Below are 15,165 nucleotides of genomic sequence, written 5' to 3'. Positions count from 1 at the left end.
AGGACAGCGAGGAGTAGGCGTGTCGCCTTCACAGGACGAGCGCGGCGGCGGGATCGTGATCGCCATCGACGGACCATCGGGCTCGGGCAAGTCGAGCACCTCGCGCGGTGTGGCCCGGCGGCTCGGGCTGCGCTACCTCGACACCGGCGCCCAGTACCGGGCGCTGACCTGGTGGATGCTCGAGCACGGGGTGGAGACGACCGACGCCGACGCGGTGGCCGCGGCCAGCCTGCTGCCGCAGCTGGCCTCGGCCACCGACCCGGACGGGTACGGCATCACCGTGGACGGCCGGGTGCTGGTGGACGAGATCCGCTCGGCCGAGGTGGACGCGGCGGTCTCCAAGGTGGCCGGGGTGCACGCGGTGCGCACCCGGCTGATCGAGGCCCAGCGCGAGTGCGTGCGCTCGGCCGTGGCCGAGGGCCCGGGGATCGTGGTGGAGGGCCGGGACATCGCCGAGGTCGTGTGGCCGATCGCCCCCACCAAGGTGTATCTGACGGCGGATCAGGCGGTGCGCGCCGCCCGGCGCGAGGCCGAGCACGCCGGCGCGGGCCGGGGCCGGGAGGCCGCGGTGACCCTGGCCGAGCTGGCCCGGCGCGACGCCGAGGACGCCAAGACCACCCGCCCGCTCGACGCGGCGCCCGGCGCGGTGGTGGTCGACGGCACCCATCTGACCCTGGACGAGGTCGTCGAGGAGATCGTCGGGCTCGCCAAAGGGCGCTGAACCGGTGTCGGCCGCCCGCTGATCCCGCGCTGAGCTGGGCCGATCCGGCCGCGTGCCGAGGCGGTGTCCGGCAGCAGGCACAATGGAGGGGTTAGCCATCCCGGCCCGGTGAGGATCCCAACCGCATGTACGACGAAGAGTTCGCGTTCGACGCTCCGTTCGACCCGAGCGAGTTCGTCGACGAATTCGGCAACGCCGAGCCGCTGGACCTGTCCGGCGCCACCGAGGCCGAGCTCGCCGGCGCCAGCGGTCCGCTGCCGGTGCTGGCCATCGTCGGCCGCCCCAACGTGGGCAAGTCCACCCTGGTCAACCGGATCCTGGGCCGCCGCGAGGCGGTCGTGCAGGACGTGCCCGGCGTCACCCGGGACCGGGTGTACTACGAGGCCAACTGGTCCGGCCGGCAGTTCGTCGTGGTGGACACCGGCGGCTGGGAGGTGGACGTCGCCGGGCTGGACAAGCGGGTGGCCGAGCAGGCCGAGATCGCGGTCGAGCTCGCCGACGCGGTGGTCTTCGTGGTGGACACCACGGTCGGCCTGACCGACACCGACGAGGCCTTCGTCCGGGTGCTGCGACGCGGTAAGAAGCCGGTCGTGCTGGTGGCCAACAAGGCAGACAACCCGCAGCTGGAGGCCGAGGCGGCCGCGCTGTGGTCGCTCGGCCTGGGCGAGCCGCACCCGGTCTCGGCCATGCACGGCCGCGGCTCGGGCGACCTGCTCGACGCGATCTTCGACGCGCTGCCGGAGCGCCCGCCGGCCGAACGGCTGGGCACCCCGCTCGGCGGCCCGCGCCGGGTCGCCCTCGTCGGCAAGCCCAACGTGGGCAAGTCCTCGCTGCTCAACCGGCTGGCCGGGGAGGAGCGCGTGGTGGTCGACTCGCTGGCCGGCACCACCCGCGACCCGGTGGACGAGCTGGTCGAGCTCGGCGGGCGCACCTGGCGCTTCGTCGACACCGCAGGCATCCGCCGCCGCGTGCACCAGACCTACGGCGCCGACTACTACGCCTCCCTGCGCACCGCCGCCGCGATCGAGAAGGCCGAGGTCGCGGTCGTGCTGGTGGACGTGAGCGAGTCGCTGGCCGAGCAGGACCTGCGGATCATCTCGAAGGTCTCCGAGGCCGGCCGCGCGCTGGTGATCGCCTACAACAAGTGGGACACCCTGGACGACGAGCGCCGCTACTACCTCGAGCGCGAGATCGAGCAGGAGCTGGTCCAGGTGCAGTGGGCGCCGCGGGTGAACATCTCCGCCACCACCGGCCGGCACGTGGACAAGCTGGTCCCGGCGATCGAGGCCGCGCTCGGCGGCTGGGAGACCCGCATCGCCACCGGCAAGCTCAACGCCTTCCTCGGCACCCTCGTGGCCGAGCACCCGCACCCGGTGCGCGGCGGCAAGCAGCCGCGCATCCTGTTCGGCACCCAGCCCTCGGCCAAGCCGCCGCGCTTCGTCCTGTTCGCCTCCGGCTTCCTGGAGGCGGGCTACCGCCGGTTCATCGAGCGCCGGCTGCGCGAGGAGTTCGGCTTCGTCGGCACCCCGATCGAGATCTCGGTGCGGGTGCGGGAGAAGCGCGGCGCGCGCGCCAAGAAGTAGTCCGTCAGGTCTCGAGTCGCCGAGCCGCCGATGCGGTCCGGCGGCTCGGGCTTCGGCTCGGGCCCGGGCTCGGCTCCGACCCGGACTCAGTACGCTCAGTAGGCGACGCTGAAGCGCTCGCCGACGTGCTTGCCCGACTCCGCCTCGTCGATCAGCGCGATGGCGTAGTCCTCGGCGGTGATGAAGCTCTTGCCCTCCGCGTCGCTCATCAGCGCGTCCCCGCCGACGCGGAAGCTGCCGGTGCGCTCGCCCGGCGCGATCTCCGCGGCCGGGCTGAGGTAGGCCCACTTCACGTCGGTCACCCCGCGCAGCTTCGCGAGCACCTCGCCGTGCGCCAGCGCCTCGGGCTTGTAGCCGTCCGGGAAGCCGGGCTGGTCCACCAGCCGCTGCCCGGGCGCCACCTCGAGCGTGCCCGCGCCGCCCACCACGATCAGCCGCGGCGTGTGGCCGTCGAGCGCGCGCAGGCCCTCGACCAGGCCGCGCGCGACCGCGTCGTACGCGGCCGTCTGGTCCACGCCGGGGCCGCGCTGGGAGACCGCGCTGACCACCACGTCGGCGCCCTCGGCCAGCCGGGCGACGGTGGCCGGGTCGGTCACGTCGCCGGCCACCACGGCCAGGTTCGGATGGGCGGCGGTCACCCGGGTCGGATCGCGCACCACGGCGGTCACCTCGTGCCCGCGCTCCAGCGCCTCGGCCAGCGCCCTGCTCCCGATCATCCCGCTGGCACCGAACAGCACGATCTTCGCCATGGTCACTGCTTCGCCTTCCTGCCGAGTACCGCGAACGCGCCCAGAGCGGCGGCGTCGAACAGCGCGATCACCGCGCCCATCGGCGCCGCGTCGTGCCGTCCGCCCAAGCCTACGAGCGGAGAGGCCAACGCGCCCACGATGTACGGGGTGGGCCCGAGCAGCGAGGCGGCCGCGCCGGCCGCGTCGCCGTGCGCGGCCAGGCCCAGCGCCCCGGCGTTGGGCAGCACCAGGCCGAGGCAGCCCACGTTCACGAACAGCAGCGGCAGCAGCACCGGCAGCCCCGCGCCGGTGACCGCCGCGGCCCACACCCCGGCGCCGCCGGCCGCGGTCCCGCACAGCCCGGCCAGCATCAGGGCCCTGGCTCCGAACCGGCCGACCAGGATCCGGCTGAGCTGGCTGCCGAGCACGATTCCGGCGCCGTTGGAAGCGAACACCAGGCTGTACTGCTGCGCCGTGAGGCCGTGGATGTCCTGGAGCACGAACGGGGAGCCGGAGATGTAGCCGAACATCGCGCCCAAGGCCAGGCCGTTGCCGAGCAGGCAGCCCAGGAAAACCCGGTCCGCCAGCACCCTGCGGTAGACCGGAAGCAGCGCGCGCGGCCCCAGCCCGCGCCGGCGCCGCTCGGCCGGCAGCGACTCGCCGAACCACAGCGCCGAGGCCGCCAGCAGCACCGCGCCCACGCCGCCGAGCACCAGGAACACCCCGCGCCAGTCGGTGACGTGCAGCAGCTGCCCGCCCACCACCGGCGCGAGGATCGGCGCGAGCCCGTTGACCACCATCAGCGCCGCGAACAGCCGGGCCGTGCCGGTGCCGTCCTCGCCCCGGTCGCGCACCGCGGCCGTGGCCACCACCATGGCGGTCCCGCCGGCCGCGCCCTGCACCAGCCGCAGCGGCACCAGCAGCCAGATCGAGGGCGCCAGCGCGCACAGCACCGAGGCCGCCGTGTACAGGGCCATCCCGGTGAGCACCGGCCGCCGCCGTCCCCGCGCGTCGCTCAGCGGCCCGGCTAGCAGCTGCCCGAGGGCGAGGCCGATCAGGCAGGCGGTGAGGGTGAGCTGCGCCGCCGACGCGGTGGTGCCGAGGTCGGCGGCGAGGGCGGGCAGCCCCGGCACGTACATGTCCAGCGAGAGCGCGGCCAGCGCGCTGAGCGTGCCGAGCAGCACGATCGGCTGCGCGGCCGGCGCGCGTGCGGCGGCCGGCTCGAGCGCGTCGAAGGACTCGGCGGACAGGGCCATGCGGGCGTCTCCCGGGCGGATGAAGGGGTGGAGATCACGATTGTCCCTTACCGGTTGCGGCGGTGGAAATCCGTTCGGCGACGCCCCAGGTCCGCTGCCCGCGGCGCCGCGCGTCCCCCCTGTCCGGCCCGGTCGGCGAGGAGTACGGTTACGGGTGGATGTCCGGATGACGTCCTGGATCGACGGGTGAGGGGTGTGGCTGGCGGTGCACGAGGAGCCGGCTCTGGGTGCGATCGGCGTGCTCACGATCGGCACCCGCGGAGCGAGCGGTCCCGGCGAGGCGCTGTTGCGGGTGAGCGGGGGGACCGAGGCCTATATCGCCTGGTCCGAACACGCCCTGCCACGCGGGACGCAGGTGCTCGCGGTCACCAAACGGGGTCCGCGCGAGGTGGACGTCGTACCCTGGCCGGAAGATCCGCTCGAGGTTCCCGGAGGGGTGGCGCCGTGATCGGGCGGCAGCCGGAGCGCGGCGTTGAGGAAGACGGAAGGTAGGCGGAGACGACCATGTTGTTCTACAAGGTGCCGGCCCCTGACCAGGCGATGCTGATCTCTGGCGGGAGGCGGCAGGGCGGAGCACCGTTCCGGGTGGTGACCGGGCACGGCACCTATGTGCTGCCGGTCTTCCGCAAGGTCAGGTTCCTGACCCTGGCCATGTGCGAGGCGGAGGTCTCGGAGACCTGCGTCACCAAGCAGGCGATCCCGTTGCAGGTCAAGGCGGTGATCGCGTTCAAGGTGGGCAACGACCCGGAGTCGGTGGTCAACGCGGGCCAGCGGTTCCTCTCGGACCAGAGCCAGATGAGCATCCTGACCGGGCGGATCTTCGCCGGCCACCTGCGCTCGATCATCGGCTCGATGACGGTCGAGGAGATCATCACCGAGCGGCAGAAGCTGGCCGAGGAGGTGCTCGACACCTCGAAGGCGGAGATGGCGAAGATCGGCCTGCTGGTGGACTCGCTGCAGATCCAGTCGATCGACGACATGGGCAGCGGCTACATCGAGGCGATGAGCGCGCCGCACAAGGCCGAGATCCGGCGGCAGGCGCAGGTCGCGCAGGCCGAGGCGACCCGGGCCTCGTCCATGGCGGAGCAGGACGCCGAGCGGCAGCGGGCCGAGTACGCCCGGCAGACCGCCGTGGTCCAGGCCGAGTACAAGGCGCAGATAGACAAGGCGCAGGCGGAGGCGGCGCAGGCCGGCCCGCTGGCCCAGGCCCAGGCCACCCAGCAGGTGCTCGCGGCGCAGACCGAGCTGGCCCAGCGGGCCGCCGAGCTGCGCCAGCAGCAACTGGTGGCCGAGGTGGTCAAGCCCGCCGAGGCGGAGGCCGCGCGCATCAAGGTGCTGGCCCAGGCCGAGGCGGACCGGATGCGGATCCAGGCCGAGGCGGCCGCCTCGAACGGCCGGGTCGCGCTGGACAAGATGATCATCGACCAGCTGCCGCAGATCGTCCGCGAGGCCGCCAACGGCCTGCAGGGCGCGAACATCAACGTGCTCAACGGCGCGGACGGCCTCGGCCAGATCGCGGCCGGCCTGGTGAGCCAGGGCCTTACCATTCTGGACTCGGTCAAGTCGGGCCTCGGCCAGACCATCGAGCAGAACGGCACCGGCGCCGAGGTCGAGCGGGTCCGGATCGAGGACGACCGGGCGTAGTAACCGGCCCGGACCTCGTTCGTTGGTCCGGGCATGGACGTGATGAGCAGTCAGAACGCAGCCGAGGCCGAGGTCCCGAACGGGACCTCGGCCTCGGTGTCGGTGGAGCCGGAGCCGGAGGCGGAAGCGGAAGCCGCGGCGGAGCCTGAGGACGCGGCCGAGCCCGAGGTTCCGGAGCAGCGCGGCGCCGAGCCGGAGCCGACAACCGAGCCGGAATCGGGGCCGGAGCCTGAGCCCGAACCCGAGCCGGCGGCCAAGGTGAAGAAGCGCAAGAGCGCGCCCCGCTCGGCCAAGTCGGCGGCGGGCAGCAAGGCCCTGGTGGTCTTCCGGGACGGCCGGGTGCACTACGCCGACGAATCAGTGGTCGTACTCGACCTGGACGAGGCCGCTCATCAGGACACCGACGTGCACGACGTGGTCGACAAGCTCTCCGAGCTGCGCGACGCGGCGGAGTCCGCCGGCCGCACCGAGGCGATCAGCCTCGTCGCCGAGCTGATCCAAGCCAAGGCATTGTCCTGATCCACCCGCGCGTCAGCAGGTCGGCCGGTCGACCGCCCTCGCCGGGTCCCGCCGTCAGTGCCGGCGCGCGAACCGGAAGAGCAGGTAGGCCACGGCGGCCGCGCCCGCCACCAGCACCAGCATCATCAGCAGGCCGACGATGAAGGAGTACACCACGTAGCCGACGATGCCCAGCCCGGCCACCATCAGCACCTTGGGCAGCAGCGATCCGCCCCACGGGGCCGGGGTCCGTTCCGCCACGCGGCCGTTGTCGCGCGCCGGCGCGGCGACGGAGAACGTCATCGCGGTGTCGGCCGGGTCGGGCACGGGCCGGGCGCCGGTCCGGTTCTCCCTCGCCGCCCACGACTGCAACTCGTCGATGTGCGCCTGCGCGTGCGGCTGCTTCGGCTTCGAGGTCACCCGGCGAAATTAGCAGCTCGCCCCAGGCCACGCCAGGCGTCGCGGCCCCGCCTTCCGGCCCTGCCCCGGCTCGTGGTTCTCGGTCTGCCCTCAGCCTCAGCCTCAGCCTCAGCCGCGGGCCAGCGCGTCGTACGCCGGGCGCAGCAGGTCGGTCAGGTCCGGCTCGCCCCGGCCGCCCTCGCCCGAGACGCCGACGCCGAGCGGCCCGAGCCGGTCCAGGATCGCGCCGGGCCGCGCCTCCTCCGGGGCGGCGGGCAGCGCCGGCAGCGGCTGCGTCCCGGACCAGAACCCGCCGAGCGCCTCCGCCAGCGGCACGTCCTCCGGCTCGGGGGCGGTCTCGGACTGCTCCCAGGACTGCTCGTCCCGCAGCGACTCGAGCCGGCGCTGCAGGTCGATCTTGCGCCGGCCGCGCCAGAGCATCAGGTCGAACGGGTCCTGGTCGAGGCGGTCGGCCAGCACGTAGCAGGTGGCCGCGATGTGCTTGCACGGGCGCACCAGGTCGGGGCAGGTGCAGTCGGCGTCGAACTCGCGCCGGCTCGGGTAGAGCGAGAGGCCGGTGTCGTGGAAGACGTCCTCCACGTGTTCTGGCATCCGGCCCTCGAGCAGCGGGGTGTAGAGGTCGGTGCGGGCGGCCATCATCCGCTCCACCCGGGACCACTGATCAGGTGTCAGCACGCTGATCCGGATGGTCACGCTGTAGGGCCGCCGCCTGGTGCCGCGCACGCTGGCGTAGACCTCGCCCGGCCGCACGTCGAGGTCCTCCACGTCCCCGCTGGCCGCGTAGGTGCGGCCGCGGTGCAGCCGCTCCCGGTCGCTGAACCCCTCCAGCACCATGATCAGCCGCTTCGACCAGCGGTGTGAGACCGGTCCCGCACCGCCCTGGGTCGCCGTCATCCGCGCACCTCCGTCCGCCCGCGTCCGCAGTTCATTCCGCGCTGCAATCCGTACTTCATTCCGAGACCGCGTCGCCCGAGAGCAGCACCAGGTCGCGCAGCTGGTTGACCGAGAGCTCGGTCAGCCAGCCCTCGCCGGTGCCCACGATCCGCTCGGCCAGGCCCTTCTTGTCCTCGATCACCCGGTCGATCCGCTCCTCCAGCGTGCCGGCGCACATCAGCTTGCGCACCTGCACGTTGCGCCGCTGGCCGATCCGGAACGCCCGGTCGGTCGCCTGGTTCTCCACCGCCGGGTTCCACCACCGGTCCACGTGCACCACGTGGTTGGCCGCTGTCAGGTTCAGGCCCACCCCGCCCGCCTTGAGCGAGAGCACGAACAGCGGCGGTCCGTCCGCCTCCTCGAAGGCGCGCACCATCGCGTCCCGGGCCGGCTTGCCCACCCCGCCGTGCAGGAACGAGACCGGCCGGCCGAACCGCTCGGACAGGTGCGCCTGGAGCATCCCGCCGAACTCGGCGTACTGGGTGAACAGCAGCGCCTTCTCGCCCGCCGCGAGCACCTCGTCGCAGAGTTCTTCGACCCGGGCCAGCTTGCCGGAGCGGCCGGCCAGGCGCGAGCCGTCCTTGAGGAACAGGGCCGGGTGGTCGCAGATCTGCTTGAGCCGGGTGAGCATCGCCAGCACCATGCCCTTCTTGGCGATGCCCTCCTTCGAACCCTGGATCGCCGCGAGCATCTGGTCGACCGTGCTCTGATACAGGCTGGCCTGCTCCCGGGTCAGGTTGCACACCACCTTCATCTCGACCTTCTCCGGCAGGTCGCTGATGATCGCCGGATCGGTCTTGACCCGTCGCAGGATGAAGGACGAGGTGGCCTGGCGCAGCCGCGCCTCCGCCGCCTCGGCCCCTTCGTTGCCGCGCTCGATCGGCCGGGCGAAGCGGTCCTTGAACTGTTCGGCCGTGCCCAGCAGGCCGGGGTTGGCGAACTCCATCAGCGACCACAGGTCGGCCAGCCGGTTCTCCACCGGGGTGCCGCTGAGCGCGATCCGGCGCGGCGCGCGCAACGAGCGCACGGCCTTGGCCTGCTTCGTCGCCGCGTTCTTGATCGCCTGTGCCTCGTCCAGCACGATCCGGCGCCACTCCACCTCGCTCAGCTGCGCCCGGTCGCGCAAGGCCAGCGCGTACGTGGTGACCACCAGGTGCACCCCGCGCACGGCGTCGTGGAACTCGGTGCCGCTGAGCCGCTCCGAACCGTGGTGCACGTGGACGCGAAGCCGCGGGGTGAACCGCTCGGCCTCCCGCTGCCAGTTGGCCACGAGCGACATCGGGCACACCAGCAGCGTCGGCTCGATCCGGCGCCGGCCCGCTTCGGCACGCTCCTGCTCGAGCACCGCGAGCACCTGCACGGTCTTGCCCAGACCCATGTCATCGGCCAGGATCGCGCCCAGCCCGAGACCGTCCATGAAGGTCAGCCAGCCGACGCCGCGACGTTGATACGGCCGCAGCGTCGCCTTGAGCCCGCGCGGCGTGCCGGCCATCGCGTACCGCTGCTCGGCCGTGCCGGCGAGCAGATCGCCGAGCCAGCCGGTCGAGCTGACCTTGACCTCCAGCGGCTGGTCCCGCAGCGAACGCGGCAGCCGCTGCTGGTCCAGGCCGTGCATGGCCCGGTTGAGCACCTCGGCCGCCGTCATCGTGCCGGACTGGTGCCGGCCCACCGCCTCGGCGGCCGCGGCCAGCCGCGCCGTGTCCACCTCGACCCACTCGCCGCGCAGCTTGACCAGGTCGGACTTGGCCGCGGCGAGCTCCAGGAACTCGGCCTCGGTCAGTTCCGTCGCCCCGATCGCGGCCTGCCAGCGGTACTCGACCAGCTCCTTGAGACCGAACTTCGCGTCGAGCTCGGCCGCGCCCGGCTGCGGCGAGGTGGAGTCGGTGTGCAGGGTGAGCGAGATCCGCTTGCGCCGCCCGGCCCACCACGGCGGCAGCAGCACGCCGAAGCCGCGCTCGCGCAGCGCCGGGGCGACCCGCCGCAGGAAGTTCAGCGCCTGGCCCGCGGTGAGCGAGACCGAGACCGGTCGCGGCTGGCGCAGCGCCTCGTCGAGCTCGGGGAAGTACCGCGCCGCCCGGCCCAGACCCTGCAGCAACGCCTGCTGCGGATCCACCCCGGACTGCCGCAGCACCCGGGCCGCGCCGCTGCGGTGCCAGACCTCCGGCGCGGTGGCGAGCAGCGACGGGTCCTGGGTGGAGGCCAGCAGCAGCTCGACCGTCCAGTCCTCGACGTCGTGCTCCTGCTGGCCCGGATCGCGCAGCCGGAAGCAGGTGCGCACCGGCCCGGCCTCGTCCTGCGGCGCGCTCGTCCAGGCCTCGAGCAGGTCGATCAGCTCGTCCGCCGCATCCGGAGAGAGCAGCTCCGAGTCCAGCCGCCGGCTCTTGGCCGAGGTCAGCGCGTCCAGCCAGAGCCGCTCCACGGTCGGCCGGCTGCCGCGCAGGGGCGGGGCCAGCGGCTCGCCGTGCAAGCCGTGCGGCCCGGTGAACGCCGCCGTCGCGTACGCGTCGACCAGCGCCTCGAGCGCCCCGTCGAAAACCTCGCCGGCCCTGCGTCCGTCCAGGGAGTCGTTGAGAAGCTGGCAGCGGAAGGACGGAGGCATCGCCGCGACCAGGGACCGCCGATGCGCCGCCGTCTCCAGCGTGTAGTCCGGCACCCAGCCGGCGAAGTAGCCCTCGGCCTCCGGGTCGTAGCCGAGCGTCGGACGCAGCGCCCCCCGGCCGACCAGCGCCCCGGCGAAGGTGGCGACCGCGTGCGCGTACCGGACGGTGGGGTCGAGCGGCAGCTCCCGCTCGGTCCCGTCCTCGTCGTAGACGGCGAGCACGTCGTCCTCGCCGAGCGCGTCGAGCAGCCCGGCGCCGGCGGCCGGGTCGAGCACCAGCGTCGGCACGATCCAGGCGCGCAGCTTCGGCGCGTCGGCCGACCCGGACGGCGCGGCCGAGGTGGCGAGCCGGGCGAGGCGCTCGCTCGGCACCGGCCCGCGGGCTCCCGAGGGCAGCGCCAGCGGCACCGCGCCGCGCACGTCGGCCCCGGTCAGTGAATCGGCCACGGCCGGACCGGCGCCGGCCAGCACCCGGGCCAGCTCGGCGGGTTCTGCGGCGAAAGGGTGGCGCGCGGCGGGGGAGGGGGCACCCTTCGGCCCCTTCCTGGCGGGCGGGGCGTGCCGATCGCGCCGCGAATCCTCGGCCCACAGCTCCCAGGAGCCGGCCTCGCTGAACAGCGCGTGCAGCACGTACATCGCTCGCCTGGTTTCCCCTCGCCGGCGTCGGAAGGTTCGTAAAGTTCCAGGGTAGCCCACCGATGGCGGGGCCCGGCGGTCTCCGCCGCCGTCCGGCCCCGCCGGCCGCGGCCCGGGGTCAGCTCCAGCGGTAGCGCTGGTGCAGGTGCTCGATGACCTTGTCGAAGTCGGCCCGCTCCATCGCGCAGCCCTCGCGCCGGATGCCGTCGTGGTGCACCCGCATCACCCGGTCGATCACGGCCCAGGACTCGCGCGCCTCCCGGTCCCAGTTGCCCGCGCCCACATCCACCCAGTTCTCGGCGTCCGCGTGCCACTTGCTGGTGAGCTTGATCGCCAGCAGCGTCTCGTCCCGCCGCGCCCCCTCCTTCTCCCGGGCCACGAGCAGCACCGGCCGGTCCTTGCCGCGCCCGTCGTGCTCCTCGTAGGGCACCCAGGTCCAGACGACCTCGCCCGGGTCGGGCTGCCCGTCGTGCTTCGGGGCGTACTGCGTGTGCACCGACCCGACGGAGTGCGGGTCCACTTCCTCGGTGGCGTAAGGGCCCTGGCGTCCGGGCGAGTCGGCGAACGGGTCGTGCTCCGCGCCGTGCGCGTGGCCGCCCTCGGATATCTCCGCGGCGTGCCCGGCGTGGTTCTCCACCAAGTGCTCTATCTGGTGGTGCGGCAGGTCCAGCGGGCTCGGGTGATGGGTCTCGGTCATAGGCGGCACCCTATCGGCCCCGACTGAAGCGGGGGTGGGCGGAGGCGGGCGCGTACGCTAATGTACGCCCGAATCTGACGACGCATCTGAATACACGGGAGTTCCTGTGCCGCACATCTTCCTGGACCCCAATCTCGCCGGTATCCGATCTCTGCTGGACTACCGCAAAGAGACCGCCAAAGCCCTGATGGACCTCGCTGAGGTGCTGCTGCGCGGCGACTCCCCGCTCACCCGGGGCGAGCGCGAGCTGATCGCGGCCTACGTCTCCGAGCAGAACGACTGCGAGTACTGCGCCGCCTCGCACGGCGCCTGTGCCGCGATGCTGCTGCCCGAGGGCACCCCGCTCGTGGACCAGGTGCGCAAGGACCCGGCCCAGGCGGCGATCGACGACAAGCTGCGCGCGCTGCTGGCGATAGCGGGCTCGGTCGCGCAGGGCGGCTGGGCGGTCTCCGAGGAGCAGATCGCGGCCGCGCGCGCGGCCGGTGCCGAGGACCGCGACATCCACGACACCGTCCTGGTGGCCGCGGCCTTCTGCATGTACAACCGCTACGTCGACGGCCTGGCCACGCTCACCCCGCACGACCCCGCCGCGTACGCGGTCGTGGCCGAGCGGCTGGTGAACCAGGGTTATGCGATCCCGCGCCAGGCGCCTGCCGGCGCTGTTTCCGGCGCTGTTTCCGGAGCTGGGGCGGCTGCGGCCGCTGCGTCCGAGGGCGATTCCGCGGGTTCGTCTGCTTCCGACGGCCCCGCGTCGGCCGAGCTCAAGCCCAAGCGGGGCTTCTTCTCCCGGCTGCTCGGCTCCAAGTAGGCCGCGTCCCGCGCGCGTCGTCCTGCGGGGCGACGGCGCGCGCGGCGGCGGGTGCCTGCGCGGGTTCGGCTGCGGCTGCTCTAGTGAGGCGTGTACGTGTACGGAGTCGTCGTCGTCAGCGCACTGAATCCGAGGCGCTCCAGGATCGGACGGCTCTGGTCCGAGGCATCGACCTGAAGGTACTGATACCCGCGTTCCGCGGCCAGCGCCGTCCGGTAGGCCACGGTAGCGCGGTAGATTCCCTTGCCACGCCAGTCTTTCGCCGTCCCGCCGCCCCACAGGCTGGCGAACCGCGTGCCGCGGTGGAACTCCGTCCGCGCGCCGCACACCGGCCGGTCTCCGGCCATGGCGACGATCGCGTCGACCGAATCAGGGTCGTTCGCCACCTGGTGCAGCAACTGCCGGTGCAGCCGCGGCGAAGGCCGGCCGAAGGCCTCGTCGTGCACCTGCATCATGAGCTCCACCCCGGCAACGTCGACCACTCTCAGCAGGCTGATCCCCTCGGGCAGCACGGGCTCGACCGGCAGGTCGGCGACCGAGGCGACCAGAACCGTCTCGGGCTCCTCGGCCGTGAACCCGGCCGCGGCCAGCCGCTCGCCCAGATCCGCAGGCCGGTCGTGCGCGTAGAGCTTCCACTCGAATTCGCTCCGCGACTCGGTGAAGTGGCGCACCTGCTCCGCGATCGCCGCGTCCGCCGCCGCCCCGTCCTCGCCCAGGTCCGACCAGATCACCCCGGTCCAGGCGTCGCCCGCCCCCACCTGCCGCACCACGGACCCGGCTCGCTCGATCACGTCGGGCGCCTCGGCGACGAGGTCGCGGCGCAGCTGGCGGTCGAAGAGTTCTAGCACCGCTGAAATGTCCACAGTGCTGGATGGTAACGCCAGCGCGGACGGCGACGGCAGCGTTCACTCCGCGGCCCTGCCGCGTTTGCCCCATGCTGTGGCACAGTGATCACATGACGGATGAGTTCACCGTGCCGGAGGGCACCGTGGAGCAGGTGACTGCGGCGATACGCGCGGTGGCAGCGCAGGAGATCCTGCCCCGGTTCGGACGTCTGACCGCGGACGATATCGACGAGAAGGCCCCCGACGACCTGGTCACGGTCGCCGACCGCGCCGCCGAGCGCGAGCTCGGGGCCAGGCTGACCGCGCTGCTGCCGGGTTCGCGCGTGGTCGGCGAGGAGGCGGTCTTCGCCGACCGCGCCGTGCTCGACCTGCTCGCCGGCGACGCGCCGGTGTGGATCATCGATCCGATCGACGGTACCGAGAACTACGCCAACGGCAACGCCAGGTTCACCGTCCTCGTCGCGCTGGCCGTGCGCACCGAACTGGTCGCGTCATGGATATACGTGCCATGGCTCGATCGGATGGCCCACGCGGTCAAAGGCCGCGGCGCCTACCTGGACGGGAACCGACTGCACGCGGCGCCCCCGCCCGACCCCGCGAACGGCCTGATCGGCCTCGACGCGATCGGCTCGCAGCCGCGTTACTGGCTCGCGGCGACGCGCGAGGCGATGGCGCGGCTGAGCACCCACGGCCTCGCCATGAACTACATCGACGGCGCGGGCACGGCGTACCTGGCGCTGTCCTCCGGCGAGCGCACGGCCGCCGTGATGACGTGGGAGTACGTCTGGGACCACGCCGCCGGACTGCTCCTCTACGCCGAGGCCGGCGGCGTGACGCTGTGCGCCGACGGAACCCCCTTCCAGCTGACCGGCGGCAACGCCCTCCCCTTCGTCGCCGCGCCGGATCTCGCGACCGCACAGGCGATGGTCGCCGGACTCGCGCAGCGACGCCCGTCTCCGCAGGCGGACACGGCATTCGCGTGAAGAACCGGGACCTGGACTGGGAGGGCTGCGTCAACGTCCGGGACCTCGGCGGTCTGCCGATCGCCGGTGGCGGCACGACCGCGCCGCGCCGGTTCGTGCGCGCGGACAGCCTCGACGGCCTCACCCCGCTTGGGTGGGCCGCGCTGAAGGAATACGGCGTCACCACCGTCATCGATCTGCGCAACGAGGAAGAGTGCGGCGAGATCGAACGCCCCGACGGCATCGCGTTCCTGCGCGTGCCCTTCGACGCGTATGCGAGCCCTGAATGGATCGCGCAGTGGGATCCGCCCGGCTTGCCACGCAACCTCGCGCAGTACCTGAGGGACTATCCGGAAGCCGCGGTGGACCTCGGCAAGGCGATAACCGAATCAGGGCCCGGTGTCATCGTCGTACACTGCGCCGCAGGCAGGGACCGCACCGGACTCGCCTCGATGCTGCTGCTCGCCCACGCCGGCGTGCCCGCTGACGCGATCGTCGCCGACTACGAGCACAGCATGGAGCGACTGCTCGCGCGCAGGGAGGCAGACAGCAGCCCGGACGACATCGCATCCCTCGATGACGATGGCCGCGCTCGGATTCGCCTGCTGGCACTGGAATTCCTGGCCGAGCTGCGCCCGGAGCTCTACTTCGACGAAGCTGTGCGGGCTCGACTCGTCTAGTGTCCCTCACCGCAAATACGCTGCAGAAATCGGCCCCAGCGCCCGCCTGGCCGCGTTGCCGAAATGCCCACAGACGAGGCGAGTATGAGGGCATCCCGGCGCCTTGCCAGACGAACGCTGGAACCGATTTCTTATGCAGCGAATTTCCGGATCGG

At 72.8% G+C, this 15,165-nt stretch carries 15 protein-coding genes; 8 read left to right on the top strand and 7 right to left on the bottom strand.

Annotated elements, in window-relative coordinates:
• Positions 1 to 19: 19 nt before the first annotated feature.
• Both cmk and der read left to right on the top strand, forming a co-directional pair.
• Positions 20 to 721 (top strand): (d)CMP kinase, encoded by a 702-nt coding sequence (gene cmk, locus ACTRO_RS17220; RefSeq protein ID WP_034264212.1) that lies wholly within the window; start codon positions 20 to 22, stop codon positions 719 to 721.
• Between the two features lie 125 nt (positions 722 to 846).
• Complete coding sequence (gene der / locus ACTRO_RS17215; protein WP_051450978.1) at positions 847 to 2,304, top strand: ribosome biogenesis GTPase Der; 1,458 nt, start codon at positions 847 to 849, stop codon at positions 2,302 to 2,304.
• A 95-nt stretch (positions 2,305 to 2,399) separates the two neighbouring features.
• On the opposite strand, the gene ACTRO_RS17210 is transcribed toward der, so the two are convergent.
• Together ACTRO_RS17210 and ACTRO_RS17205 are read right to left on the bottom strand one after the other, a co-directional pair.
• Positions 2,400 to 3,053, bottom strand: a complete 654-nt coding sequence (locus tag ACTRO_RS17210; RefSeq protein WP_034264209.1) for an NAD(P)-dependent oxidoreductase — start codon at positions 3,051 to 3,053, stop codon at positions 2,400 to 2,402.
• 2 nt (positions 3,054 to 3,055) lie between these two features.
• The gene (locus ACTRO_RS17205) at positions 3,056 to 4,288 is read right to left on the bottom strand and encodes a multidrug effflux MFS transporter (RefSeq protein WP_051450977.1); all 1,233 of its coding nucleotides are present in this window, start codon (positions 4,286 to 4,288) and stop codon (positions 3,056 to 3,058) included.
• A gap of 205 nt (positions 4,289 to 4,493) precedes the next feature.
• Here ACTRO_RS17205 and ACTRO_RS17200 point away from each other — a divergent pair, with 205 nt between their 5' ends.
• Genes ACTRO_RS17200 through ACTRO_RS43495 form a run of 3 tightly spaced genes read left to right on the top strand, consistent with a single transcriptional unit; the run spans position 4,494 to position 6,451 of the window.
• Positions 4,494 to 4,736 (top strand): hypothetical protein, encoded by a 243-nt coding sequence (locus ACTRO_RS17200; RefSeq protein WP_034275287.1) that lies wholly within the window; start codon positions 4,494 to 4,496, stop codon positions 4,734 to 4,736.
• Between the two features lie 56 nt (positions 4,737 to 4,792).
• On the top strand, positions 4,793 to 5,932 hold the full coding sequence (locus tag ACTRO_RS17195) for a flotillin family protein (RefSeq protein WP_034264207.1): 1,140 nt from the start codon (positions 4,793 to 4,795) through the stop codon (positions 5,930 to 5,932).
• Positions 5,933 to 5,974: 42 nt separating this feature from the next.
• Positions 5,975 to 6,451, top strand: coding sequence for a hypothetical protein (locus ACTRO_RS43495; RefSeq protein ID WP_157436308.1), 477 nt, complete (start codon positions 5,975 to 5,977; stop codon positions 6,449 to 6,451).
• 54 nt (positions 6,452 to 6,505) lie between these two features.
• Here the strand turns inward: ACTRO_RS43495 and ACTRO_RS17185 are convergent, their stop codons facing one another.
• The 4 genes from ACTRO_RS17185 to ACTRO_RS17170 all read right to left on the bottom strand — a co-directional run bounded on the left by ACTRO_RS17185 (position 6,506) and on the right by ACTRO_RS17170 (position 11,715).
• Entirely contained in the window at positions 6,506 to 6,850 is a 345-nt protein-coding gene (locus ACTRO_RS17185; protein ID WP_034264205.1) for a hypothetical protein, read from the bottom strand.
• Between the two features lie 108 nt (positions 6,851 to 6,958).
• Complete coding sequence (locus tag ACTRO_RS17180; protein WP_051450975.1) at positions 6,959 to 7,744, bottom strand: SWIM zinc finger family protein; 786 nt, start codon at positions 7,742 to 7,744, stop codon at positions 6,959 to 6,961.
• A 55-nt stretch (positions 7,745 to 7,799) separates the two neighbouring features.
• The gene (locus ACTRO_RS17175; protein WP_034264199.1) at positions 7,800 to 11,018 is read right to left on the bottom strand and encodes a DEAD/DEAH box helicase; all 3,219 of its coding nucleotides are present in this window, start codon (positions 11,016 to 11,018) and stop codon (positions 7,800 to 7,802) included.
• Positions 11,019 to 11,136: 118 nt separating this feature from the next.
• Positions 11,137 to 11,715 carry a type II toxin-antitoxin system PemK/MazF family toxin gene (locus tag ACTRO_RS17170; RefSeq protein ID WP_084316341.1) on the bottom strand — a complete coding sequence of 193 codons (579 nt, stop codon included), beginning with the start codon at positions 11,713 to 11,715 and terminating at the stop codon, positions 11,137 to 11,139.
• Positions 11,716 to 11,821: 106 nt separating this feature from the next.
• Here ACTRO_RS17170 and ACTRO_RS17165 point away from each other — a divergent pair, with 106 nt between their 5' ends.
• On the top strand, positions 11,822 to 12,523 hold the full coding sequence (locus tag ACTRO_RS17165) for a carboxymuconolactone decarboxylase family protein (RefSeq protein WP_063628016.1): 702 nt from the start codon (positions 11,822 to 11,824) through the stop codon (positions 12,521 to 12,523).
• Positions 12,524 to 12,603: 80 nt separating this feature from the next.
• Here the strand turns inward: ACTRO_RS17165 and ACTRO_RS17160 are convergent, their stop codons facing one another.
• Complete coding sequence (locus tag ACTRO_RS17160; protein ID WP_034264197.1) at positions 12,604 to 13,386, bottom strand: GNAT family N-acetyltransferase; 783 nt, start codon at positions 13,384 to 13,386, stop codon at positions 12,604 to 12,606.
• 92 nt (positions 13,387 to 13,478) lie between these two features.
• Between ACTRO_RS17160 and ACTRO_RS17155 the strand changes: the two genes are divergently transcribed.
• Together ACTRO_RS17155 and ACTRO_RS17150 are read left to right on the top strand one after the other, a co-directional pair.
• The gene (locus tag ACTRO_RS17155) at positions 13,479 to 14,351 is read left to right on the top strand and encodes an inositol monophosphatase family protein (RefSeq protein WP_051450974.1); all 873 of its coding nucleotides are present in this window, start codon (positions 13,479 to 13,481) and stop codon (positions 14,349 to 14,351) included.
• Positions 14,348 to 15,010: a tyrosine-protein phosphatase gene (locus ACTRO_RS17150; protein WP_051450973.1), complete on the top strand. Its 663-nt coding sequence runs from the start codon at positions 14,348 to 14,350 to the stop codon at positions 15,008 to 15,010. Before ACTRO_RS17155 ends, ACTRO_RS17150 begins: the two co-directional genes overlap by 4 nt.
• Positions 15,011 to 15,165 lie beyond the last annotated feature (155 nt).

The organism is Actinospica robiniae DSM 44927 (genome assembly GCF_000504285.1).
GTDB lineage: Bacteria > Actinomycetota > Actinomycetes > Streptomycetales > Catenulisporaceae > Actinospica > Actinospica robiniae.
The sequence above is the reverse complement of the archived record's forward strand: the minus strand, read 5'-3'. Positions and strand labels throughout refer to the sequence as shown.

What these genes read in the sequence shown, in the direction of transcription:
- ACTRO_RS17175 (WP_034264199.1), bottom strand. Translation starts at nt 11,018, where the DNA reads ATGTACGTGCTGCACGCGCTGTTCAGCGAGGCCGGCTCCTGGGAGCTG.
- ACTRO_RS43495 (WP_157436308.1), top strand. Translation starts at nt 5,975, where the DNA reads ATGAGCAGTCAGAACGCAGCCGAGGCCGAGGTCCCGAACGGGACCTCG.
- ACTRO_RS17195 (WP_034264207.1), top strand. Translation starts at nt 4,793, where the DNA reads ATGTTGTTCTACAAGGTGCCGGCCCCTGACCAGGCGATGCTGATCTCT.
- ACTRO_RS17180 (WP_051450975.1), bottom strand. Translation starts at nt 7,744, where the DNA reads ATGACGGCGACCCAGGGCGGTGCGGGACCGGTCTCACACCGCTGGTCG.
- ACTRO_RS17170 (WP_084316341.1), bottom strand. Translation starts at nt 11,715, where the DNA reads ATGACCGAGACCCATCACCCGAGCCCGCTGGACCTGCCGCACCACCAG.
- ACTRO_RS17205 (WP_051450977.1), bottom strand. Translation starts at nt 4,288, where the DNA reads ATGGCCCTGTCCGCCGAGTCCTTCGACGCGCTCGAGCCGGCCGCCGCA.
- ACTRO_RS17155 (WP_051450974.1), top strand. Translation starts at nt 13,479, where the DNA reads ATGACGGATGAGTTCACCGTGCCGGAGGGCACCGTGGAGCAGGTGACT.
- ACTRO_RS17210 (WP_034264209.1), bottom strand. Translation starts at nt 3,053, where the DNA reads ATGGCGAAGATCGTGCTGTTCGGTGCCAGCGGGATGATCGGGAGCAGG.
- der (WP_051450978.1), top strand. Translation starts at nt 847, where the DNA reads ATGTACGACGAAGAGTTCGCGTTCGACGCTCCGTTCGACCCGAGCGAG.